Source organism: Pasteurella oralis, from assembly GCF_042681465.1.
GTDB lineage: Bacteria > Pseudomonadota > Gammaproteobacteria > Enterobacterales > Pasteurellaceae > Pasteurella > Pasteurella oralis.
The window spans coordinates 142,265-166,652 of sequence record NZ_JBHUFP010000010.1 but is presented as its reverse complement, the minus strand read 5'-3'; the positions used below and the strand labels follow the sequence as shown (position 1 = coordinate 166,652).

Below are 24,388 nucleotides of genomic sequence, written 5' to 3'. Positions count from 1 at the left end.
CGACGCAAGTTGTAATAATCTTTATACCTACAACGGCGCGTCGTTGTGTGCGGCGTATTATAGGCAAAAATTAATCTCATGCAACCTATTTTTTGCTTTTTTTTCACTTTTTTTATTAAAAGATTATTTTTTAAACTTTCGACTTTAAATATTCAATAATTATGTCGATTTTTATTCATCTATAGCTAATAAATGCAAAGCTTCAAAACCCCAAAGATGAATAATATGTTGGAATTGAGTTTCATAGTTAAACAATTGAGTACAAAAAATGAAATTTTTTTCTAGTATTTCTGATCGCACTTTTACGTTAGATAATAAACTTTTCACACGTAATGCAATTGCTTTGCCTGAATCCATAAAATATTTTACTTGTGGTAAGCATTGAGCAATTTCTTCTTTGATTAACGGAAAATGCGTGCAACCAAGTACAACTGTATCTAAATCCATAATCGCTTGCCAAGCTGACAACTCTTGTTTCAAAGCAATAAAATCCACATATTTTCCATGCAATTTTTGTTCTGCAATTTCGACTAATTTAGTACTACCAATCTTTTCTACCATACAATGGCTGGCATGATTTTTAATTAAATCATACACATAAGTTCTTTTTACAGTACCTTTTGTTGCAAGCAAACCGATATGTTTTGTTTCAGAAATTTCAGCAGCAGGCTTAATCGCTGGTACAGTACCAACAATTGGAATAGAAAAATGTTCGCGCAGTACAGGTAAAACAACTGTGCTTGCGGTATTACACGCAATCACAATAAGATCAAGTGGAAAGTCCTGATCAATTTTATGGCAAATTGATAATGTTCGCCGAACAATTTGTTCTTCAGTTTTTTCAGAATAAGGAAAATATGCATTATCAAAGCAATAAAGATAATGACAATTTGGTAAAAGTTGCTTTGTTTCTTTATAAACACTAAATCCACCAACACCAGAATCAAAAAAAAGAATTGTTGGTTGAGTTTGTTTATCCATGTACTTCCTCAGTAAAAATTTGTGGCTCAAGAAACAATTCTGCCACCATCATTGGATAAGTATTAACTTCAACTAATGCACGCCTTGCATAAGTATCATGTTGCAACCCATCTATTTTTGCCCACTGCAATATTTTTCTAACGCGATTCTGTTGACTAAATAACCATTCACCAAGTGCTCTATTACCTAATCGTTGTAACTCTAAATGCTGCAATAGAAAACCTTCAGGCATAAGTGTTCTCGCAAAAATAAGCGGTTTATTTTGTATATGCAACAATACTTCTCTACACCAGAAGCGCTCATATCCCCAAAATAAACACTTTTCACTTTCAGCTAAATTGGTTAACCAACATTCTGATAAAACCCTCACTTCTACAGGACCAAAATGTACTCTCAATTGCTTAGTTAAAGAAGAAGATAAAAGGAGCCACTTTTGTTCATTTTGGGAAAGTTGTTGCATCTTAATATTATCAGAAAACAACCAATTTGCCTCTTGCAAGTCCTTAGAATAATTATGCATTTGAATAAATCTCTTTATTGTTGAGCCAACGTTTGATTAAACTCTCCGCCACTTCAGGCTGCTCAACAATCAAGCGGCGCGCATAATATTGTACTGTTGGGATCATTTTACGATCTCGCATTAAATTTGCTACTTTAAATTCAGCAATACCCGTTTGCTTTGTACCTAATACTTCTCCTGGTCCTCGAATTTCCAAATCTTTTTCAGAAATAATAAACCCATCTTGTGTATCACGTAAGACTTGCAAACGTTTTTGTGAAATTTTGCCTAATGGTGATTTATACATCAATACACAAAAAGAGGCTGTACTCCCGCGTCCAACACGTCCTCGCAATTGATGTAGCTGAGATAATCCTAAACGTTCTGCATTTTCAATAATCATCAAACTTGCATTAGATACATCTACACCAACCTCAATTACAGTTGTAGCAACTAATAAATCAATTTCTGCATTTTTAAATGCCGTCATGATTTCTTGTTTTTCAGTCGGTTTCATTCGTCCATGCACTAACCCTATACGTAAGTGCGGTAAGATTTTTCTCAAATCTTCTGCTGTCGCTTCTGCTGCCTGCGCTTCAAGCATTTCAGATTCATCAATTAAAGTGCAAACCCAATAAGCTTGGCGCTTTTCATTAACACAAGCATGGTTTACTCGTGCTATTACTTCATTGCGCCGATCTTCAGAAATTGCTACTGTAGTAATGGGTGTACGACCTGGTGGTAGCTCATCAATGATTGAAGTATCTAAATCTGCATAAACTGTCATCGCCAATGTTCGAGGGATCGGTGTTGCCGTCATAATTAATTGATGGGGATATATATCTGCTTTCTTCCCTTTTTCACGCAACATTAAACGTTGATGAACACCAAAACGATGCTGTTCATCAACAATGACTAATGCTAAATCTGCAAACTCTACTTCTTCTTGGAAAAGAGCATGTGTACCGACTACCATCTGAACCTTGTTAGTTTGAATGCTTTCTAATTCAACTTGACGAGCTTTTCCTTTAACTTTCCCTGCTAACCACCCAACTTTAATTCCAAGCGGTTCAAACCAACGCTTGAAATTAGTTGCATGCTGTTCTGCTAAAATTTCAGTAGGTGCCATTAATGCTACTTGTTTACTATTATCAATAGCCAGTAATGCCGCTAAAGCAGCCACGAGGGTTTTACCGGAACCAACATCCCCTTGCACTAAACGCATCATTGGGTAATTATTTGCTAAATCTCGCTCAATATCTTGTGTCACTCGAATTTGCGCGTTGGTTGGCTGAAAAGGCAATTGTGCTAAAAAACGTTGTTTTAAATCTGTCTGGTAGCGCAACACACAAGCTGAAAATTGTTGCGTTCCTAACCGCACTTTCTGCATTGCTAGATTATGTGCTAACAATTCTTCAAAAATCAGGCGTTGCTGTGCTGGATGTGTTCCTTTTTCTAAGGCTTCAAGTGAAATATCTGGTGGCGGTCGATGCAGAAAATGAATCGCTTCTTTCAAGCTAAAAGGGTGTGGATTAAATTCATTAGGTAAAATTTCCGCGACTTGGATTTTCTCAAGTAAGGCTAAAGCTTGATCTGTTAACTTTCGTAATGAATTTTGTTTTAATCCTTCTGTAGTGGAATAAATTGGAGTGAGATTTTCTTCTAAAATGAGTGGCGCATTATCACGAATAATTTGATACTCTGGATGATGCATTTCTGCCATAAAACGCCCACGTTTTATCTCACCAAAAGCCTTGATTCGACTGCCAGGTTGTAAGCTATTTTTCATACCCGCATTAAAATTAAAAAAACGCAGCATAAGCTTAGACGAACCATCTGAAAGTGAAACAGTAAGGATCGGACGCTTACCAAATTGCACTTCGCAAGTTTGAACAATTCCTTCTATAGTCGCATAACTATCTACTCGAAGATCAATAATCGGAGTGATTCTTGTACGATCTTCATAGCGAATAGGCAAATGAAAAAGCAGATCTTGAAGATTGTTAATACCAATCTTACTTAGTTTTTCAGAAATAGCAGCACCAACACCAGAAAGCGCGGTTAATGGTACAGCATTAAGGAGTTGAGTTGTCATTTATTGATATTGCGTTCAATATTAACAAAACCTGGTATTGCTTTGATTTTACGAATAATATTAGCCAAATGTTTCGTATCTTTCACTGTCAATAGTACAATGATTTGATACAAGCGACCTTCTTGTTCCTCTGTCCAAATACTTTGAATATTACTATCTAGAGAGGAAATAGTATTAGTTAAATTTGGTAAAGCACCTTGTTGATTAATCAATTCAATCCGTAATTCAGCTTCAAAATCAATTGCATTATCACTTTGTTCCCATTCAACAGACATATAATGCTCTGGATTTTCTTTACGATGCCTTAAGTTTGCACAAGATTCGTGATGAATCACTAAACCTTTACCAGAACTAGTATAAGCGACAATTGGATCACCAGGAATTGGATGGCAACATTGTGCAAATGTCGTCAATAGCCCACCAGCATTTTTAATCTCAAAATGATCTTTACTATGAGTTAAGTCACCATCAGTATCAATTTCAATTGCTTCCCCCAGTAAACGATAAGCAACAACAGCACTCATTTGATTACCAAGACCAATTTCCATCAGCAAATCATCAAAATTTTCTAACTTTAATTCATGCAATAAATTTTGTACTCGTGTCTTATCTAATTCGTCTAATTTAGTTGGCGCCAGGGCACGAATTAGTTGACGTTTACCTAACGCAACAGCCTCGCCACCTCGCAATTGTTTGAGGAAATGACGAATGTTAGTTCGCGCTTTGGCCGTGACGACAAAGTTGAGCCATCCTGCACTTGGTTGGGAATTTGGTAGTGTAATGATATCAACCGTTTGTCCTGAAGTAAGCGCTTGTGATAAAGGATAGGATTTACGATCGACATTTGCAGCAATACAGCTATGACCAATATCAGTATGTACCGCATAAGCAAAATCAACTGGTGTTGCACCAACAGGCAATTCTACAATGCGCCCTTTTGGTGTGAACACATAAATTTCTTTCGGGAAAAACTCAGACTTCACACTTTCAATAAACTCAAAAGAATTACCAACACTTTGTTGTAATTCAATTAAACTTTGCAGCCAACGCTGAGCACGAATTTGTACTGTTGTACTATCGTTTTTGCCGCCTTCTTTATATGCCCAATGAGCTGCCACCCCCATTTCTGCCATTTGGTCCATTTCTTCAGTACGAATCTGAACTTCTACAGGGACACCATGTGGCCCGATCATTGACGTATGTAAAGATTGGTAACCATTAGCTTTAGGTACAGCAATATAATCTTTCACTCTGCCTGGGCGAGGCTTATACAAACCATGCATTTGCCCTAATACACGATAACAAGTATCAACATCTTTCACTACAGTACGAAATGCATAAATATCCATAATGGAATGAAATTGCTGATCTTTAAGTTTCATTTTTTGGTAAATTGCATATAAGTGTTTTTCGCGTCCAAAAACACGAGCATCAATACCAACGTCTTCTAAGCGCCCTTTAATTTCATTAGTAATACGTTGAATCATATCTTTACGATTCCCACGCGCAACTTGAATGACTTTTTGCAATACTGCATAACGCTGAGGATACATAGCTTCAAACCCAAGATCTTCAAGTTCATTTTTGATATGCTCAATTCCTAAACGGTGAGCTAATGGACTATAAATTTCAAGCGTTTCTTTCGCAATACGACGACGTTTATCTGGTCGCAACGAACCCAACGTGCGCATATTATGTGTACGGTCAGCTAATTTAATTAAGACGACACGAATATCACGTGTCATAGCAAGAATCATTTTACGAAAGTTTTCGGCAGCAGCCTCTTTACGTGTACGGAATTTTAACTTATCGAGCTTGGATACACCCTCGACAATTTCCGCGACACTTGCACCAAATTCCGCCTCTAATTGTTCTTCCGTATATGGCGTATCTTCTATCACATCATGCAATAATGCCGCCATAACTGCTTCATGATCTAAACGCATTTCCGCAATAATAGATGCGACGGCTACTGGGTGAGTGATATAAGGCTCGCCACTTGAACGAGACTGTCCCTCATGTGCATCACGCGCAATCACATAAGCACGCTTAACTAATTCGATCTGTTCTGGGGGTAAATACGCTTCAATGATGCGATTTAAACTTTCAAAAAGATACAAGGGACACCTGACTTAAAGCTAGTTGATAAAACTTTATAAAAAACGACCGCACTTTTATTGACTAGATAATAAAGATACTGCATGTAATTCCGTATTTTCTCTCTCTAACGCATCATAACGCTCCTGTGCGTTCATAATTTCATTATTGATTAAACCTTTTTCAATCTCGCGTAACGCAATCACAGTTGGTTTATCATTATCTTCAGGTACTAAAGGTTCGCGTAAATGTAACTGTAATTGTCTTGCACGACGAGCTGCGGTTAAAATTAAATCAAAACGGTTGCCAATTTTTTCTACCGCATCTTGCACTGTAACACGAGCCATATATTACTCCATCTCTTATTCAAAAATTTTAAAAAAGGGCTAATATAATACTAAAATGAAGCTTATTTTGCTAGTAATTGTTCGATTAACTGCTGATTTTGTTTTTCTTGATAAGATAGCGTTAAACGCTCTGCTCGCAAAATCGCCTGTAAGTCAGCTAACGCTTGCTCAAACACATCATTAACGATCACATAATCATACTCGTTATAGTGGGAAATTTCCTCAATTGCTTTTGACATCCTTGTTGCTATGACTTCTTGACTATCTTGACCACGCCCAATCAGCCGCTGTTCTAATTCTGTTAAGGAAGGCGGTAGAATAAAGATGCTTTTTACACTAGGCACTTTCTGGCAAATTTGCTGTGCACCTTGCCAATCAATATCTAAAAAAACGTCAATACCTTGCGCAAGATTTTCTTCAATAGCGGGTAAAGACGTTCCATAGTAATTGCCACCAAATACGTTTGCGTACTCAAGAAACAAATCTTGTTTGATTAATGACTCAAACTCTTCTACAGATACAAAATAATAATGTACTCCATGACTCTCACCTGGACGAGGTTGTCTAGTTGTATGAGAAATTGACACCATCATTTTATTATTTTGCTGTTGTTGTAATAACGCTGAAATTAATGAAGATTTTCCCGCGCCACTTGGTGCCGAAAGAATATATAAATTACCTTGTGCCATAACCCGTCCCTTTTAAATGAAATGATGTTATCTATTATGCCGAGAAATCTATGTAAAATCAGCTAAAAATAGCAAAGCGCGGTCATTTTTCAGAAAATTTTATCCCTCTATGATTTCACCTGTTATTAAATCTTCAAATGCCATAGAAACTGAATTCACGCAATAACGTAAACCTGTTGGAGCGGGTCCATCTTCAAATACGTGACCTAGGTGTGAATCACATTTTCCACAGCGAATTTCCACACGTGGACGTGATAATTTGTAATCATCTAAATAACGAATTGCGTCAGGGGATATTGCTTCAAAAAAGCTAGGCCAGCCACAACCTGCATCAAATTTTGTATCTGAAATAAACAATGGTGAATGGCAGACTACACAGCGATACAAGCCTTTTTTCTGTTGATTTAATAATTTACCAGTAAAAGGATGTTCAGTACCTTGGTTTAAACAGACATGTACTTGGATATCTGTCATTTCTTCTCTTTTTTTCATTTTCTTTCCTAATAAAAATTATCTTATGATCTGTTTTAAAAAATCGAGTAATTTTTCACAAGTCACATTTTTTATTATTTTGACATAGATCACAAAAAGTTTATCTGTTATTGTTTTCCCTGTAGTCTGGTTTCACAACTAAAAAAAAACCGTGCTATAATCTCCCGCGACAAAAAACAAAAGGGAATCACTCCATTTTTGTTCTATGTAACAGTTTTGTTTAACTTTAAATATAGGTGAAAATCTTATGGCAATTAAAATTGGTATCAATGGCTTTGGCCGTATCGGTCGTATCGTATTCCGTGCAGCACAACATCGTGATGACATCGAAGTTGTAGGTATCAACGACTTAATCGATGTTGAATATATGGCTTATATGTTGAAATACGACTCAACACACGGTCGTTTCGATGGTACTGTTGAAGTTAAAGATGGCAACTTAGTGGTTAACGGTAAGACCATCCGTGTCACTGCTGAGCGTGATCCAGCAAACTTAAACTGGGGTGCAATTGGTGTTGATATCGCGGTTGAAGCAACTGGTTTATTCTTAGATGATGCAACTGCACGTAAACATATTACTGCAGGCGCGAAAAAAGTTGTTTTAACTGGTCCATCTAAAGATGCTACACCAATGTTTGTAAGCGGCGTTAACTTTGATACATATGCGGGTCAAGATATCGTTTCTAACGCATCTTGTACAACAAACTGTTTAGCACCACTTGCTAAAGTCATCAACGACAAATTCGGTATCAAAGATGGTTTAATGACGACTGTTCACGCGACAACTGCAACACAAAAAACTGTCGATGGTCCATCTGCAAAAGACTGGCGTGGTGGTCGCGGTGCAGCACAAAATATCATCCCATCATCAACTGGTGCAGCTAAAGCAGTAGGTAAAGTCATCCCAGCGTTAAACGGTAAATTAACAGGTATGGCATTCCGTGTTCCAACGCCAAACGTATCTGTTGTAGACTTAACTGTTAACTTAGAAAAACCAGCAACTTACGCTGAAATCTGTGCAGAAATTAAACGTGCTTCTGAAAATGAAATGAAAGGTGTATTAGGTTACACTGAAGATGCTGTTGTTTCTACTGACTTCAATGGTTGCGCATTAACTTCTGTATTTGATGCAGCAGCAGGTATCGCATTAACAGATACTTTCGTGAAATTAGTTTCTTGGTATGACAATGAAACTGGCTACTCAAACAAAGTATTAGATTTAGTAGCTCACGTTTATAACTACAAAGGTTAATTACCTTTATTTACTTTCATATAGCCTCTTGCTCTGCAAGAGGCTATTTTTTTATCTATATTTAATTATGAGAAAGCAATAAAAAGCTGAATTCCCAATTGAAAATTCAGCTTACAATTAATCTTTGCATAATCACATATTACTCACTTAGCAAATACTACCTCTTTTTGGATAATAATTAGATTATGCTGTTGCAAAGTAAACTACTTACTCGCTGCTTGCTCTAATTTAGCACCAGCTTTCTGAATATCTTTACCAACACCTTTAGTGGTTTCACAAGCCGTTAGAGTACACGCAAATATAATTGATAAGAAAATAGCGACTAATTTTTTCATCCCTAGCTCCTGTATTTTCAATGAACAGAATGAGTCTAAAATAATTGACTCAATCCCATCCTATATGATCTTTGATAAAATACAAAACATTAATCACAAAATGATCGCTTATCACAGGATTATGATATCAATATCATCGTTAAACTTACGTAAATTTCATCACAATTTCAATAAAAATAACTAGTCTATTTAGGCGAACAAGTGTAAGCTAATACAGTTAATTATCATTATAATGAATCAAGGATACTATGGATAAATTGAACTTACATTTTGTAAACCGCATCCGTGAACAAGCAATACATTTATCAAATGAACCGGCACTACGTTATCGTGATCATGCAGGCTGGCAAGATATAAGCTGGCAGCAATTCCAACAACATATTGATGCACTCTCCTATGCATTATTGGCGAATAATATTAATGTACAAGATAAAGTGGCTATCTTTGCTCATAACATGCCTCGTTGGACGATTACTGATATTGGCACTATGCAAACACGCGCCGTAGTAGTTCCTATTTATGCGACGAGTGCAGCAAAACAAGTAGAATATATCCTTAATAATGCTGATGTAAAAATTCTCTTTGTTGGTGATCAAGAAGAGTACAATTGTACGCTAGAGATATTAGAAAATTGTCCTCAGCTGCAAAAAATTGTTGCAATGAAAGAAAATATTGATTTGCAAAATAATGTTAAAGCCTGCCACTGGCCAACATTTATTGCTGAAGGTAATAACGTACAACAATCCTTATTACAAGAACGCCTTGAACATAAAAAATTAGATGACTTGTTTACTCTAATTTATACGTCAGGCACAACTGGCGAACCTAAAGGTGTTATGCTTGATTATGCAAATCTTGCCCATCAACTACAAGCCCATGATACTGCCTTCGCCACTTTTAATGTTAGCCAATATGATGTATCACTGTCATTTTTACCTTTCTCACATATTTTTGAACGCGCTTGGGTTGCTTATGTACTACATCGTGGTGCAGTCAATTGTTATCTGGAAGATACTAATCAGGTACGCGAAGCATTAACTGAAATTCGCCCAACATTAATGTGTGCTGTACCACGTTTTTATGAAAAAATTTATACTGCTGTTTGGGATAAAGTACAAAAAGCTCCTTTTTTGCGTCGTGCAATTTTCAATTGGGCAATTTTTATTGGACAAAAGCGCTTTCAATTGGCCATGCAGAAAAAACCAATTCCTTTTTTATTGCGTAAACAATATGCACTGGCTGACAAGCTTGTACTTTCTAAATTACGTCAATTATTGGGCGGTCGTATTCGCATGATGCCATGTGGTGGTGCTAAATTAGAGCCTACTATTGGTTTATTTTTCCACAGCATAGGTATTAACATTAAATTAGGCTATGGAATGACAGAAACGACAGCGACAGTTTCTTGCTGGGAAGATGATCATTTTGAGCCTAATTCTATTGGTACATTAATGTCTGGTGCAGAAGTAAAAATTGGCGAGGATAACGAAATTTTAGTACGCGGTGGTATGGTTATGCGTGGTTATTATAAAAAGCCACAGGAAACAGCTGAAAGTTTTACTGAAGATGGTTTCTTAAAAACAGGTGATGCGGGTGAAATTGATGAACATGGCAATTTGTATATCACTGATCGTATTAAAGAGCTGATGAAAACGTCGAATGGTAAATATATTGCACCGCAATATATTGAAACTAAAGTTGGTAAAGATAAGTTCATTGAACAAATTGCTGTGATTGCAGATGCCAAAAAATATGTTTCTGCTTTAATTGTACCTTGTTTTACTAGTCTTGAAGAATACGCAAAACAGCTTAATATCAAATATCATGATCGTATGGAATTGATCAAACATTCTGAAATTATTCAAATGTTTGAACAACGAATTAATGAATTACAAAAAGAATTACCAAGCTTTGAACAAATTAAAAAATTCACTTTATTACCACAAGCATTTACAACAAAGATGGAAGAAATTACTCCTACACTTAAACTGCGTCGTAAAGTCATTGTAGAACGTTACAAGACTCAAATTGAAGCAATGTACAAAGAATATACACATAAAAAAGATTAAATTAGCTAAACAAAGGGCTTCAATCAGATATTGAAGCCCTCACTTTCTTATCTATCACAAATATGTAAAAAGGTGATCTTGACTAAATAAATTAATATCAACAAAGATCCTGATGAAATTCTTGAAAAATCGACCGCACTTTACTTACTCAAACAAGAAAAATAACTGTCAGCAGTATATTGTAAGAAATTGGCATAAGAATTCATCCCTAAACTTACCGCATCACCCATTGGATCTAAACGTCCAACATGTACCCCCGTTCCTTTACTCAAACCTTCAATCACTTTCGGTGTAAATTGAGGCTCTGCAAATAAGCAATTCACCTTATGCTCTTTAATTTCTGCTTTAATCTTAGCTAGTGTTTTCGCCCCTGGCGCCACTAATGGATTAATTGTGAAATAACCAGTTTGCTTCAACCCATAAGTATTGTTGAAATAACTATAAGCATCATGGAAAACATAAAATCCTTTATTTTTTACAGGTGCAAGCTGTTGCTTAATTTTTTCATTTTGAGCGGCTAAAATGCGGTTAAATTCTGCTAAATTTTGCACAATTTTATCTTTTTTCTCTGGATAAAGCTCTGTTAAACGCGTCGCTAAGCGAGAAGCAACAATTTTACTTATCTCTGGTGAATACCATAGATGCCAATTAGTGCTATGGTCATGATCATGTGCATGAGCGTGGTCATGATTGTGCTTGTGGTCATGCTTATGTTCATGGTCATGTTTATGTTCATGGTCATGTTTATGTTCATGGGCGTGTTTATGATCATGGGCGTGTTTGTGATCGTGGTCATGTTTGTGATCGTGGTCATGTTTGTGATCGTGGTCATGTTTGTGATCGTGGTCATGTTTGTGATCGTGATCATGTGCCTCACCTTCTAAAAAAGGACCAATTTCAGCAAAATCAGCGATACTAAGTACTTTTTTGAACGGCATTGGACGCAAAGTTTTATCAAGGAAAGCATCAATATCTTCACCAATCCAAACAATTAACTCTGCAGATTGTAACTTCTGAATATCTGAAGGTTTTAAGCTATAGTCATGTGGTGAAGCGCCTGTTGGTACCAGCACTTCTGTATCAGTTACACCATCTGCAATCGAAGAAGCGATAAAACCTAATGGCTTAATTGAAGTGACAACATTTGCACTGACTACACAAGAAAATGAAGCTAATGCAACAGCTAACGCGGTTTTCTGCAAGTTTTTTGGTAAAAGGCGCATATACAATTCCTTAGTTAAGAATAGTTATCAAAAAGTCGTCTTAGACTACTCTCTTTTCTCACAAATTGCTATCTTTTTTTTATATGAAAAATAAGTTTCTATCAAAAAAGCGAATGGCTATTCGCTTATTTTAACGAGATATAAAGCTAACGTAATAGTTTATCAATGACACGAGAAACAGCAAAAAAACCAAAGCTTGCTGTGATCATGGTAGCCGCACCAAACCCGTTCGCACAATTCATTGTGGCAGAAGTATCACAACTATCTGCAACTTGCGGAAAAATGAGTGGTTGAGTAGAAAAAACACAATCAATACCAAACTTACGCTTTGGATTTTGGCTAAAATGATATTCTTTACGCAACACAGAGCGTACTTTTGCAGCTAGCGGATCTTGAATAGTCTTACTTAAATCAGCAATTTGAATTTGTGTTGGATCCGTTTGTCCTCCCGCCCCACCAATTGTAATCATTTTTATTTTCTGCCTTTTACAATAAGCGATTAAAGCCGCTTTTGTTCTTACGCTATCAATTGCATCGATCACGTAATCATAGCCGCGAGATAAATAATCCACTAAATTTTCGTCACAAATAAAGTCATCGATAATATCCACTTCACATTCTGGGTTAATCAACGTCACACGCGCCTTCATCACTTCTGTTTTTAGTTTACCTACATTACCTGATAAAGCATGAATTTGGCGGTTAATATTCGTGACACAAATATCATCCATATCAATTAATGTCAGCTTACCAATTCCAGAGCGGGCTAAAGCCTCTACGCACCAAGAACCAACACCGCCAATACCGATAACACAAACATGAGAATATCTTAAACGAGTCAATGCATCTGTGCCATATAACCGTCCAATTCCAGCAAAACGTTGCTCGTAATTATCTACGCGTTCCATTATTGTAATACCCATACTCGACCATAATGTTTTGATAAGCCTGCAATATGACCAGCATCATCTCCTATCCCACGATACAAATCAAAATGGTGACCTTTTACCGCGCCGCCCACATCAAGTGCAACCATTAAATGTAACTTATGCTCACCAGTCCAACGACCATGAGTATCAATTTGTGGCACTTCTACTAGCAATAAACTGCCCAAAGGAATGACATTACGATCAGCAGCAACAGCAGCCATCGGTACTAATGGTACACCAGCAGCACCTTTTACTTTGCCATAAGGATCATTTTTAAAAAAGACATAAGACTCATTACGCTCAAGCAAGGCTTGTAAACGAGAAGGATTTGCTTTTGCCCAATCACGAATGGCTTGAATAGACATTTTTTCTTTTTCAATCTCGCCATCTTCAACTAATAAACGACCTACACTAGTATAAGGAAAACCATTTTGCCCCGCATAAGCGAAATAAGTTAAATTACCATCACCAAAATCAACATATCCACTTCCTTGTACACCTAACAAAAAGTTATCTAACATTGAATCACTGTATGCTAATTCTAAGCCTTTTTTCGCTAACGCCCCGGCATACACTTGAGCACGACTAAAACGTTTTTGCTTTGGCATTGCATAAATTGGCTGATTATATTTTCCTTGTTGTGTACGGCGGGCATGAATAACAGGTGAATAATAGCCAGTCATCAACACATTCTGGTAACCATCAAACCCTTTCATTAAGTGAGTTTGGATCCCAAAATCGGATAAATTACGAACATCACCACCAGACAATACCCAATTAGTCACTTTTACATAATGGTGATCGAACTGATTAGTTAATTTATTGGAATAATTTCTGACATTGGACACTTGCGTTAAAAAATCACCTTGATTAATCACCGCACTTTGATTTTCAACATTTGGTACCGCATTGAGAATAGCCTGCTGATATTCTCGTCCGGCATACTTCGCACCAAACTGCTGTGGATCAACTTGATTAATGGCAGTTGATGTCCCTTTGGGATTGGAAGAACAAGCCGCAAGCAGGATGGCACCTAAAAGTGCGGTCACTTTTACTAAAGATTTGCGCTGAAACATCATGGATTTCTATTCCTAAATAATAATCACTAAACTAAAAGCGCATACGCTATCAGAAATCCACTCAAAAATATAGCCTCGAAGCCATATATTATTTCCACTTTCCCCACCAACTATTATCCCCTACCAATGCAATAAAGCATAAAAAACAAGCATATTGTTTATTTTTATAACAAACACTCAGATTTAACGCATTTTTTTATTGCAATAAATTTTGAAACAAGTATATTACGCCTTCACAGACGCGGGGTGGAGCAGCTTGGTAGCTCGTCGGGCTCATAACCCGAAGGTCGTCGGTTCAAATCCGGCCCCCGCAACCAAATTCGATAAAAGCCGTTAGTTCAGAAACTAACGGCTTTTTTATGAAGTCATCATACATAAACGTTGTTCAATAAAAAGGACAAATAGAAATTTGCCCTTTCAAACATGTTATATCGAACTCATTGACTCTTATATGTATCAAACACCTAAAGTAGAATTTGTGCGTTATTCTACAAGTGTCACATCATACTGAAAAATCATTCACTTTTTAGCGCAAGTTTATCTAACAATTTTTGATGAATACCACCAAAACTACCATTAGACATCACTAAAATATGATCTGATGGTTTTGCTTCTGCAACAATTGCCTCTACTAATTTATCTAAGTTTACATTCCACATAACAGGTTGTACACATTGATTTGCGATATCAACAACATCCCAGCCCATGTTCTCAGGTTGAAACAAGAAGACATTATCAGCTCTGCCTAATGCTGGTGCAATCTCATCTTTATGCACGCCCATCTTCATCGTATTAGAGCGTGGCTCTAACACAGCTAAAATACGTACTCCCCCACCGACTTTATCGCGAAGTGCGGTCAATGTTGCCAAAATTTCTGCAGGATGATGCGCAAAATCATCATATACAGCCACCCCATTGACTTCACCTTTCATTTCCAAACGACGTTTTGGGCTAATAAAGGTCGTAAGGGCTGCACAAGCCTCTTGAATTGCTACACCAGCATGATGTGCTGCTGCAATAGCCATCAATGCATTGTGCATATTATGCTGACCAACCACATTCCAATGCACTTCTGCCACTTTTTCTCCCTGATAAAATACAGCAAATTGTGTACAATCATTCGTAAGACGTTGTGCAAACCATGCCTGATCTTCACCTAAAAATTGTTGCTCAGACCAACAGCCCATTTCTAATGTGGCTTTCACACTGACCTCATCTGCAACAGAAAGTACACAACCACTAGCAGGAATTGTGCGAATCATATGATGGAATTGACGCTGAATGGCTTTTAAGTCATCAAAAATATCTGCATGATCAAACCCGATATTATTGATAATTAGTGTTTTCGGGTTGTAATGTACAAACTTAGAACGTTTATCAAAGAAAGCTGTATCATATTCATCGGCTTCAATCACAAAATAGTGACTCTCTCCTAAACGTGCAGAAGTGCCAAAATTGCCAGAAATTCCGCCAATTAAAAAGCCTGGTTTTAAACCGCACTTATCAAGAATCCAACTTAACATGCCTGTAGTTGTCGTTTTACCATGTGTGCCTGATACGGCTAAAACCCAACGCTCACGTAATAAATGATCATGCAGCCACTGTGGTCCAGATGTATAAGGCAAATTATGTTCTAATACATACTCGACACAGGGATTCCCACGTTTCATCGCATTACCAATAATAACCATATCTGGTGCAGGTTGTAATTGTGAGGCTTCAAAGTGAGGAATAATCTCAATCCCACTTTCCCGTAAAAAAGTACTCATCGGCGGGTAAACATTCGTATCCGAACCTGTCACTTTATAACCAAGTTGTTTAGCAATGATTGCGACGCCACCCATAAACGTGCCACAAATACCTAAAATGTGAATATGTTTTGCTGTCATTTTTCTATCTCTATGAAAAAATTATCATAAAAGTGTGTCGAAGATCACATTGTTAACATTCGACTTTTTTATGAAAAACCTAAGGTTGTTATAATAAATCAACTCATCAAATGAGTAAAATTTATTAACAACAAGGATTAAAATATGAAAACGTTGGGTCAATTTATTGTTGAAAAACAAGCAGAATATCCTCAAGCAAAAGGAGAGCTTAGTGGGATTTTGTCATCTATTCGATTAGTAGCAAAAGTTATTCATCGTGATATCAATAAAGCAGGTTTGACTAATAATATTATTGGCAACTCGGGTATCGAAAATGTGCAAGGTGAAGCGCAAATGAAGTTAGATCTTTTTGCTCACAATACGATGAAAAACGCATTAATTGCCCGTGAAGAAGTCGCCGGCTTTGCTTCAGAGGAAGAAGAAAACTTCGTTGCCTTTGATACTGAACGCGGACGCAATGCCAAATATGTGATTCTTACTGATCCGCTAGATGGATCATCAAATATTGATGTCAACGTCGCAGTGGGCACAATTTTCTCGATTTATCGTCGCATTTCGCCGATTGGTACACCTGTCACCTTAGAAGATTTTATGCAACCTGGACATCGTCAAGTTGCCGCTGGCTATATTGTTTATGGTTCTTCCACTATGTTAGTGTACACCACAGGTAATGGCGTAAATGGTTTTACTTATGATCCCTCTTTAGGAGTGTTCTGTCTTTCCCATGAAAATATCCAAATTCCACCAAACGGCAAGATTTATTCAATTAACGAAGGACAGTATCTGAAATTCCCTGCTGGTGTAAAAAAATATATCAAGTATTGTCAAGAAGAAGATAAACAGACTCAGCGTCCTTATACTTCACGCTATATTGGTTCGCTAGTGTCTGATTTTCACCGTAACATGTTGAAAGGCGGGATTTATATTTATCCAAGTGCTACAAATTATCCAAATGGTAAATTACGTCTACTCTATGAGGGCAATCCAATGGCATTTCTTGCAGAGCAAGCAGGAGGGCTCGCCACAGATGGGTTCCAGCGTATTTTAGATATCCAACCAAGCGCATTACATCAACGTGTCCCTCTATTTATTGGCTCAAAAGAAATGGTAAATAAAGCGCAGGATTTTATGGCAGAATTGAGCTGAATGTAAAGTATTTAAAAGAGCCCGTAATTCATTTGACGGGCTATCCTCTATTCCCCTATTATAAGCAGCACAAAAAATAACCTTAAAAATTTTATTACTTAATTTAGGAAAGTTAGCTGTGGACCTTAAACAAATCTTGATGGTGGGAATCCTCACTCTGCCACCTTTTTTACTCTGGAGTTGTGAACGAAGCGTTTCACCGTTAACGACATTGCCTAATAATCAAGAAGAAATCCTGTCTTTAAAACAATTTAATAGTACAGTGAAAATCACACCTTCTGAGCGTTATATTACGCAAGATGCTCAAAATAATGATCTCGCGGCAATGACTTACCATATACAAAATTTAAGTGATAAATCCATTAAGACTATTCTGTGGAATAGTGTCTATATTTTGGATTCCAACTTTCTTTATACTCACGATCTCCCGATTGTCTTCGAAGCACCTTTAGCGCCACATACTCAACAAATAATTGCGGAGACTGTGCTCGTTAATAATATTCCGAAGAAAAATAGGCCATTAGTGTTAAACCCTAAAAACCCAATTAAAGTCATTATTATTGCCAGAGAAATTATTTTTGATGATGGAAGTAAAATTACAGTGTCAAGGTAGCCAATCTCAATAAGAGAATCTAACTCATACTTGTTAATCAAATATTCGATTAAAAGCTCTCTTCAAAACAAAATGACAATTGTAAATCAGTCATGCTTTTCTTCGTTTCCTTCTTTGACGAGATAGAGTTTAGATTGAAATACTGCCATATAGGTTTATGTGATCCTTCCTACAAACATCACTATTTTCGCCTAGATTAAATTGCTATCGCGCTAACTAATATGTCAGTATATCAAGTAATTTTATGTTATTTACTTTTTTAATGTGCGCTGATTAGTATTATAAGTAAGAAAGAAAAGCCTATGTTATTAAATATATTTCTAATGGTACAAATACGATTAATGCTTTTATTCGCATTGCAAAATAACTCAATAGTACCACTCCTGAAAAAGGAGCAACCATGAATATTGGCACAGTAGAAGGTAGCACAACACCCAATACAGTACCTGCTTATACTAAAACACAAATTGATTGCCGCTTTACTTCGCTTGAACAAAGCGAACGTTTAAATCAATTCATTTCTACTTTACATGACACAGTCACTGAAAAGGGCGTAAAAATTAGCGTGTCAGATGATATCACTCCCCTATTTTGGCGTCATAATGAAACAGGTTTAGCTTTCTGTCACGCTGTGGCTCAAATAAAAGAGAGACTAAGTATTCAAGCTACTGAATGGGAATCGACAGTTGGTAGTTCTGATAGTAATTTCTTCGCTGCATTAAGCGCCATTGTTATCGATGGTGTGAAATCAAATGGTGGGAAATAACATAGTCTAGATAAATACTTAAATATTTCCTCAATTGAACCAAGAATTAAATTGGTCGTTGAATTAATTAAATGAATATTGTACTCAAAATAAAGGAATATACATATGTTAGGACTTCTACTTGGGTTAGTAATAACCATCCTTGTTGGTTATCTCATCGTCAAAAAACATAAAACACAATTCGCGCTACAATTTGTGCTGCTATGTGGTGGTATCATTTTAATGTGCTTTGCAGTGCTATTTGGTTTAGGTGAAATACTGCCTGAACATAAATCCACAGATTGGATTGCATTGGACATTTTTGCGATTATCAAAAATTCATTTACTACTCGCGCATTAGATTTTGGTTTGATGATCATGGCAGTGGGTGCTTTTGCTCGCTATATGGATAAAATTGGTGCTAGTGAAGCATTAGTCAATATCACAGCTAAACCATTAAATGCACTTAAAGCACCTTATGTAGTACTTGCATTTGCTTATATTATTGGTCAAATCCTAAATATCTTTATTCCAAATGCAGCAGGACTCAGTTTATTATTAATGTTGACGATTTTCCCCATTCTCATCAACCTCGGCGTAAGCCGAGAAGGTGCGGCAGCGTTAATTGCGACAACAGCCTGCCTTGATTTAGGTCCTGCATCAGGCAATGCCATACTTGCAGCTAAAGCAGCAGATATTAATATTGCTGAATATTTTGTTAGCTATCAACTAAAACTCGCCATTATCACTATGTTAGTTATTTCAATTTCTCACTTCTTTGTTCAAAAATGGTTTGATAAAAAACAAGCATTACAGAGCAGCAATAATATGAATGATGAAGTAGTATTAGATAATAAAGTAGATACATCAGTGCAACAATCACGACCAGTTTCTAATCTCTATATTTTATTACCCTTATTACCATTAATACTTATTTTAACTTTTGGTAAATTAGTGATAAGCGGTATTAAAATGAATGTTACGATAGCAACAATCATCAGCTTACTTGTCGCAATATTATTTGAATTGTTCAGAAAAAGAGATTTAAAACAAGTAGTTACTGAAATGAAGGTTTTCTTTGACGGTATGGGAAAACAATTCGCAACAGTAGTGACTTTAATTGTAGCAAGTGAAATGTTTGGGAGAGGATTAATCGCAGTTGGTGTAAAAGATACACTTATTTCAAATGTACAACTATTTGGTTTTGGTATTTTCTTAACGACCTTAATCATGGTCTTCATTATCACATTATCTGCTATCGTGATGGGTTCTGGTCTTGTTTCTTTCTTTGCTTTTCTTCAATCAGTACCAAACATTGCTGCAATAGAGTTTGGTATATCACCAGTATTAATGATATTACCATTGCAACTTGTCACAGGTATTGCAAGAAGTATGTCACCAATTACGACAGTAATAATTGTTATTTCTAGCATAGCAAACATCTCTCCACTCGATTTAATTAAACGGACTATGCTTCCTATGACATTTGCCTTAATTACTGTTTTCTTAGGCACCTTTATATTTTATTATTAGTCAATTCGTGATTTTCAAAAAAACGGACATTAATAAATGTCCGTTTTTCTTTACACAGTAGCCCCTTATTGTAAGTTGTTAATCAATATATGCAAAACTTGCCCATAAAGGCAACGATGCAGCCATTAACAGTAAAATCGCTAATGTGTTATAACTCAATTTCCATTGCTTAAAAATATGCACTGCAATGATAAATGCAATAACCAAATGCAAACTAAAGTACAATATCCATGCTAATTCATTAGCAAAACTGACTGTACTTGATGAATAAATCAACACTCCCAATCCGCTTAATGCGTTGAAAAACAACATCACTAACATGAATAATGGGAATAAGGCAATCAACCCTTGTAGGCGATTACGCGCCACCACTAAAGCTAAATTAGCCAAAATAATGCCTAGCAAACCTTGTGCAAACAGATTATATTGGATAAAAGAAAGCATTGAAACTTCAGTAAAGATCAGTAAATAACAAAGACAACCCAACCCTCCCATCAAACTTGCAATAATCAGCATTGATCGACGCAATTGATTATCTTGAGGCTGATGCCAAGTTGCTAGAACAACAGCTATTCCACACAAGCTTATCATGTCTGTCAGAATAAAATGATAGTTAGAAAAGAAACTGATAAGAAACCATAATCCCCAAAAAAGGGAAAAATACCCATTCACTTGGCTTAAACGTTCGCGTTGCCCTGGGCAAATTTGCCCTTTCATGAACACTAATACGCTAATTAACTGTGCCATCAATACTCCAAATGCAAAGTGAGAAATCGCTTTTGCTTGCGATTGTAAAAACATCGCAAAAAGATCAATACTCAGAATTAATATAAGTGGAAATAAAGATAAAAGTGCGGTCAATAATGGGGATTTTTTTTGTTCTGACATAAAATACATAGCCTTAATAAAACGAATTTGCCAATTATGCAAGAATTAGAAAGCACGGTCAAAATTTCCTATTCTTTTATCCAATTCCCCTCTAAAATAACCCCATTTTGAACCGCACTTTTAGGGATAAGATTTATGCTATTAAGCGTATTATACATTATAGGTATTACCGCCGAAGCCATTACTGGTGCTTTAGCTGCTGGACGCGAGAAAATGGATATTTTTGGTGTGATTATTATTGCTTCGATGACAGCAATTGGCGGCGGTTCAGTACGCGATGTGTTATTAGGTCATTACCCTCTAGGCTGGGTTAAAAATCCAGAATATTTTCTGATTGTAGCAGGTGCGGCTGTACTCACTGTCTTTATTGTCCCTTTTATTCGCCCACTCATGCGTTATTTCCACACGATTTTCTTAGTACTAGATGCGTTAGGATTAATTGTCTTCTCCATTATTGGTGCACAAATCGCTTTAGACATGGGACATGGATTCACTATTGCGACCATTGCTGCAATCATTACTGGTGCCTTCGGTGGTGTACTCCGTGATCTGTTATGCAATCGTATTCCCTTAGTCTTCCAAAAAGAGCTATATGCCAGTATTGCATTGATTGCTACCAGCATTTATATTGGTTTACAACACTTAAATATTGATCAAAATCTGATCATCATTATTACTCTGATTAGCGGATTTATTGCACGTTTGTTGGCCATCTATTTTGAATGGGGATTGCCTGTATTTGATTACCAAGAACAGCAGATTGCTAAAAAGCACAGTGATGATAAATTACCTAAAAAAATACAATGGAAAAAATAACTCAGGAATAAACACAATGACAATCAATTTACAGCAAATGGGACAACAGGCCCGACAAGCCGCTTTTGTGCTATCACAACTTTCTCACCAACAAAAAAATGCAGCGTTGTCGGTCATTGCTGAGCAATTAGAAGCTCAGGCAGAGCACATCCTCGCCGCTAATCAAAAAGACATTGAAGCAGCAAAACAAAATGGTTTATCTGAAGCCATTATTGATCGCCTATTACTCACAAAATCACGTTTAAGTGCTATCGCTAATGACGTACGCCATGTGATATCACTTGCCGATCCTGTTGGCAAAGTCATTGACGGCGGTATATTAGATAGTGGAATCAAAATTGAACGTGTTCGTGTACCGCTCGGCGTGATAGGTACTATTTATGAAGCACGTCCTAATGTGACTATTGATGTTGCAACACTCTGCTTAAAAACAGGCAATGCGGTTATTTTACGCGGAGGTAAAGAAACACAACATTCTAATAAAGTATTAGTTGATGTAGTACAAAACGCGCTAGTACAGGCAGGATTACCCAAATATGCAGTACAAGCCATTACAGATCCAGATCGCACCTTAGTCATGGCATTATTAAAACTGGATCGTTATGTAGATATGATCATCCCGCGTGGAGGTGCAAGCTTACATGAGCTATGTAAACAACATTCTACTATTCCGGTCATCGTTGGTGGTATTGGTGTATGTCACTTATTTGTTGAACAAAGCGCAGATTTAGACAAAGCACTACCTTTAATCGAAAATGCTAAAACACAACGCCCGAGTACTTGCAACACACTTGAAACTTTATTGGTACAACGCCATATCGCTGCCCAATTTCTGCCTAAATTAGCAGCACATTTAGCGGCAAAAAACGTAAAATTTCATGCAGATCCAACCGCACTTTCAATCTTGCAATCCGTACAGGCAAATGTTGAATCTATCCAACAACAGCAATTACGTCAAGAATGGCTCTCCTATGATTTAAATGTTGTCATTGTCGAAGATTTAGCCGAAGCAATAGCTCATATCCGTGAATATGGTAGTCAACATTCTGATGGTATTTTAACTAGTTCACAACAACTTGCTCAACAATTCATTGCACAAGTTGATTCTGCTGCAGTGTATGTCAATGCAAGTACTCGTTTTACTGATGGCGGGCAATTTGGCTTAGGTGCAGAAGTTGCAGTAAGTACACAGAAACTGCATGCACGAGGTCCAATGGGATTAGAAGCACTGACTACTTACAAATGGGTTTGTGTTGGCGACTATACTTCGCGTCGCTAGTCATATGCTAACTTAACTTATTTGAGCATTTTTTCTAACTCGTTATTTCTTTTAATTTATACAACATCATAACAATAAATAATTCTAAGGAGCCAATCATGTCTCATCTCTCTATCGCAAAATTTGGTGGTACAAGTGTTGCTAACTATGCTGCCATGTCTGCCTGTGCGAAAATTATCATTAATGATCCTAATACTCGCGTTGTAGTACTATCTGCTTCCGCTGGTGTCACTAACTTACTTGTGGCTCTTGCAAATGGCTGTGATAGTGCAGAACGTGCTAAATTAATGAGTGAAGTACGTCAAATTCAAGAAAACATTCTATGTGAATTAAAAGATGATAGTACTGTACGTCATCAAATTGAAAAGTTACTAACTAATATTGAATCTCTTGCTGAAGCTGCGAGTTTAGCGACTTCGCCAGCCCTGAGTGATGAATTAATTAGTCATGGCGAAATGATGTCTTCTTTGATTTTTGTCGAAATCTTACGTGAACTCAACACTACCGCTACTTGGATCGATGTACGCTCAATTATTGCCACAGATAGCCACTTTGGCAAAGCAAGACCTAATGATGAAAGAACACAAAAAAATAGCGATCAAATGCTAAAACCTCTCATTGATCGGGGTGAGTTGATTATTACACAAGGCTTTATTGGACGAGATGAGCAAGGTAAGACAACAACATTAGGACGTGGAGGCAGCGACTACTCTGCAGCATTATTAGCAGAAGTACTCAAAGCCAAAGATGTCCTCATTTGGACTGATGTTGCGGGAATTTATACGACAGATCCTCGTATTGTGACCAATGCAAAACGCATTGATACTATGAGTTTTTGTGAAGCAGCTGAAATGGCAACCTTTGGTGCCAAAGTTCTCCATCCTGCTACTTTACTACCCGCGGTACGCAGTAATATTCCTGTTTATGTTGGTTCAAGTAAAGTGCCTGAAGCAGGTGGCACATGGGTAACACGCGATCCACAACCAAGACCGACTTTCCGTGCCATTGCGTTACGCAGAGATCAAACGCTCTTAACACTTTCTAGTTTAAACATGCTACATGCTCAGGGCTTCCTAGCAAAAGTATTTACTATCCTAGCGAAATATAAGATCTCTGTTGATGTTGTCACTACTTCTGAAGTCAGTATTGCTTTAACTTTAGATAAAACAGGCTCCGCATCTTCAGGTAATTGCCTACTCTCAACGGATTTAATTGATGAGTTAAGTAAACTTTGCAGTGTAAAAATTGATAGTGATTTATCACTTGTGGCACTCATTGGTAATGACTTACATACATCTTCAGGTGTCGCTAAAAACATTTTTAATACGCTGGAAAATTATAACATTCGTTCAATTTGCTATGGGGCAAGTACAAACAATATCTGTATTCTAG

Annotated in this window: 22 protein-coding genes and 1 tRNA gene; 10 read left to right on the top strand and 13 right to left on the bottom strand. The window is 36.9% G+C overall.

Annotation, left to right across the window (positions count from 1 at the left end):
* Positions 1-171: 171 nt before the first annotated feature.
* From murI to msrB, 7 genes are all read right to left on the bottom strand, one after another.
* Complete coding sequence (gene murI / locus ACFSAV_RS08465; RefSeq protein ID WP_379098465.1) at positions 172-981, bottom strand: glutamate racemase; 810 nt, start codon at positions 979-981, stop codon at positions 172-174.
* Entirely contained in the window at positions 974-1,501 is a 528-nt protein-coding gene (locus ACFSAV_RS08460; RefSeq protein ID WP_379098462.1) for a chorismate lyase, read from the bottom strand. Before ACFSAV_RS08460 ends, murI begins: the two co-directional genes overlap by 8 nt.
* The gene (recG, locus tag ACFSAV_RS08455; RefSeq protein ID WP_379098459.1) at positions 1,494-3,575 is read right to left on the bottom strand and encodes an ATP-dependent DNA helicase RecG; all 2,082 of its coding nucleotides are present in this window, start codon (positions 3,573-3,575) and stop codon (positions 1,494-1,496) included. Before recG ends, ACFSAV_RS08460 begins: the two co-directional genes overlap by 8 nt.
* Positions 3,572-5,695: a bifunctional GTP diphosphokinase/guanosine-3',5'-bis pyrophosphate 3'-pyrophosphohydrolase gene (spoT, locus tag ACFSAV_RS08450; protein WP_379098456.1), complete on the bottom strand. Its 2,124-nt coding sequence runs from the start codon at positions 5,693-5,695 to the stop codon at positions 3,572-3,574. Before spoT ends, recG begins: the two co-directional genes overlap by 4 nt.
* Before the next feature lie 54 nt (positions 5,696-5,749).
* Positions 5,750-6,019, bottom strand: coding sequence for a DNA-directed RNA polymerase subunit omega (gene rpoZ, locus ACFSAV_RS08445; RefSeq protein WP_101776146.1), 270 nt, complete (start codon positions 6,017-6,019; stop codon positions 5,750-5,752).
* Between the two features lie 62 nt (positions 6,020-6,081).
* Entirely contained in the window at positions 6,082-6,708 is a 627-nt protein-coding gene (gene gmk / locus ACFSAV_RS08440) for a guanylate kinase (protein ID WP_379098452.1), read from the bottom strand.
* A gap of 99 nt (positions 6,709-6,807) precedes the next feature.
* Complete coding sequence (gene msrB / locus ACFSAV_RS08435) at positions 6,808-7,200, bottom strand: peptide-methionine (R)-S-oxide reductase MsrB (protein ID WP_101776144.1); 393 nt, start codon at positions 7,198-7,200, stop codon at positions 6,808-6,810.
* A gap of 247 nt (positions 7,201-7,447) precedes the next feature.
* Here msrB and gap point away from each other — a divergent pair, with 247 nt between their 5' ends.
* Positions 7,448-8,452 (top strand): type I glyceraldehyde-3-phosphate dehydrogenase, encoded by a 1,005-nt coding sequence (gene gap, locus ACFSAV_RS08430; protein WP_101776143.1) that lies wholly within the window; start codon positions 7,448-7,450, stop codon positions 8,450-8,452.
* A gap of 203 nt (positions 8,453-8,655) precedes the next feature.
* Here the strand turns inward: gap and ACFSAV_RS08425 are convergent, their stop codons facing one another.
* A complete protein-coding gene (locus ACFSAV_RS08425; RefSeq protein WP_101776142.1) occupies positions 8,656-8,787 on the bottom strand; it encodes an entericidin A/B family lipoprotein in 132 nt (43 codons plus the stop codon).
* 248 nt (positions 8,788-9,035) lie between these two features.
* On the opposite strand from ACFSAV_RS08425, the gene ACFSAV_RS08420 reads away from it, so the two are divergent.
* Positions 9,036-10,856, top strand: coding sequence for an AMP-dependent synthetase/ligase (locus ACFSAV_RS08420; RefSeq protein WP_101776141.1), 1,821 nt, complete (start codon positions 9,036-9,038; stop codon positions 10,854-10,856).
* 140 nt (positions 10,857-10,996) lie between these two features.
* Here ACFSAV_RS08420 and znuA read toward each other — a convergent pair whose 3' ends face one another.
* The 3 genes from znuA to mltA form a co-directional block, all read right to left on the bottom strand.
* The gene (znuA, locus tag ACFSAV_RS08415) at positions 10,997-12,079 is read right to left on the bottom strand and encodes a zinc ABC transporter substrate-binding protein ZnuA (protein WP_379098447.1); all 1,083 of its coding nucleotides are present in this window, start codon (positions 12,077-12,079) and stop codon (positions 10,997-10,999) included.
* 146 nt (positions 12,080-12,225) lie between these two features.
* Positions 12,226-12,987 (bottom strand): tRNA cyclic N6-threonylcarbamoyladenosine(37) synthase TcdA, encoded by a 762-nt coding sequence (gene tcdA, locus ACFSAV_RS08410; protein WP_379098495.1) that lies wholly within the window; start codon positions 12,985-12,987, stop codon positions 12,226-12,228.
* Positions 12,987-14,087: a murein transglycosylase A gene (gene mltA / locus ACFSAV_RS08405; RefSeq protein ID WP_379098444.1), complete on the bottom strand. Its 1,101-nt coding sequence runs from the start codon at positions 14,085-14,087 to the stop codon at positions 12,987-12,989. Before mltA ends, tcdA begins: the two co-directional genes overlap by 1 nt.
* A 240-nt stretch (positions 14,088-14,327) precedes the next feature.
* Between mltA and ACFSAV_RS08400 the strand changes: the two genes are divergently transcribed.
* Positions 14,328-14,404, top strand: a tRNA-Met gene (locus ACFSAV_RS08400).
* A gap of 198 nt (positions 14,405-14,602) precedes the next feature.
* On the opposite strand, the gene mpl is transcribed toward ACFSAV_RS08400, so the two are convergent.
* On the bottom strand, positions 14,603-15,976 hold the full coding sequence (mpl, locus tag ACFSAV_RS08395; protein WP_101776137.1) for a UDP-N-acetylmuramate:L-alanyl-gamma-D-glutamyl-meso-diaminopimelate ligase: 1,374 nt from the start codon (positions 15,974-15,976) through the stop codon (positions 14,603-14,605).
* Positions 15,977-16,120: 144 nt separating this feature from the next.
* Here mpl and fbp point away from each other — a divergent pair, with 144 nt between their 5' ends.
* The 4 genes from fbp (at position 16,121) to dcuC (ending at position 20,013) form a co-directional block, all read left to right on the top strand.
* On the top strand, positions 16,121-17,122 hold the full coding sequence (gene fbp, locus ACFSAV_RS08390) for a class 1 fructose-bisphosphatase (protein ID WP_379098441.1): 1,002 nt from the start codon (positions 16,121-16,123) through the stop codon (positions 17,120-17,122).
* A 118-nt stretch (positions 17,123-17,240) separates the two neighbouring features.
* The gene (locus tag ACFSAV_RS08385; RefSeq protein WP_379098439.1) at positions 17,241-17,735 is read left to right on the top strand and encodes a hypothetical protein; all 495 of its coding nucleotides are present in this window, start codon (positions 17,241-17,243) and stop codon (positions 17,733-17,735) included.
* Positions 17,736-18,135: 400 nt separating this feature from the next.
* On the top strand, positions 18,136-18,501 hold the full coding sequence (locus ACFSAV_RS08380) for a peptidase dimerization domain-containing protein (RefSeq protein WP_379098436.1): 366 nt from the start codon (positions 18,136-18,138) through the stop codon (positions 18,499-18,501).
* Between the two features lie 105 nt (positions 18,502-18,606).
* Positions 18,607-20,013 carry a C4-dicarboxylate transporter DcuC gene (gene dcuC, locus ACFSAV_RS08375; RefSeq protein WP_379098433.1) on the top strand — a complete coding sequence of 469 codons (1,407 nt, stop codon included), beginning with the start codon at positions 18,607-18,609 and terminating at the stop codon, positions 20,011-20,013.
* Positions 20,014-20,091: 78 nt separating this feature from the next.
* On the opposite strand, the gene ACFSAV_RS08370 is transcribed toward dcuC, so the two are convergent.
* The gene (locus tag ACFSAV_RS08370; RefSeq protein WP_379098430.1) at positions 20,092-20,901 is read right to left on the bottom strand and encodes a hypothetical protein; all 810 of its coding nucleotides are present in this window, start codon (positions 20,899-20,901) and stop codon (positions 20,092-20,094) included.
* 135 nt (positions 20,902-21,036) lie between these two features.
* Between ACFSAV_RS08370 and ACFSAV_RS08365 the strand changes: the two genes are divergently transcribed.
* The 3 genes from ACFSAV_RS08365 to lysC all read left to right on the top strand — a co-directional run.
* Entirely contained in the window at positions 21,037-21,717 is a 681-nt protein-coding gene (locus tag ACFSAV_RS08365) for a trimeric intracellular cation channel family protein (RefSeq protein WP_379098427.1), read from the top strand.
* A 16-nt stretch (positions 21,718-21,733) separates the two neighbouring features.
* Entirely contained in the window at positions 21,734-22,996 is a 1,263-nt protein-coding gene (gene proA, locus ACFSAV_RS08360) for a glutamate-5-semialdehyde dehydrogenase (RefSeq protein ID WP_379098424.1), read from the top strand.
* A gap of 98 nt (positions 22,997-23,094) precedes the next feature.
* A partial coding sequence (gene lysC, locus ACFSAV_RS08355; RefSeq protein ID WP_379098421.1) for a lysine-sensitive aspartokinase 3 occupies positions 23,095-24,388 on the top strand: 1,294 nt, incomplete at its 3' end.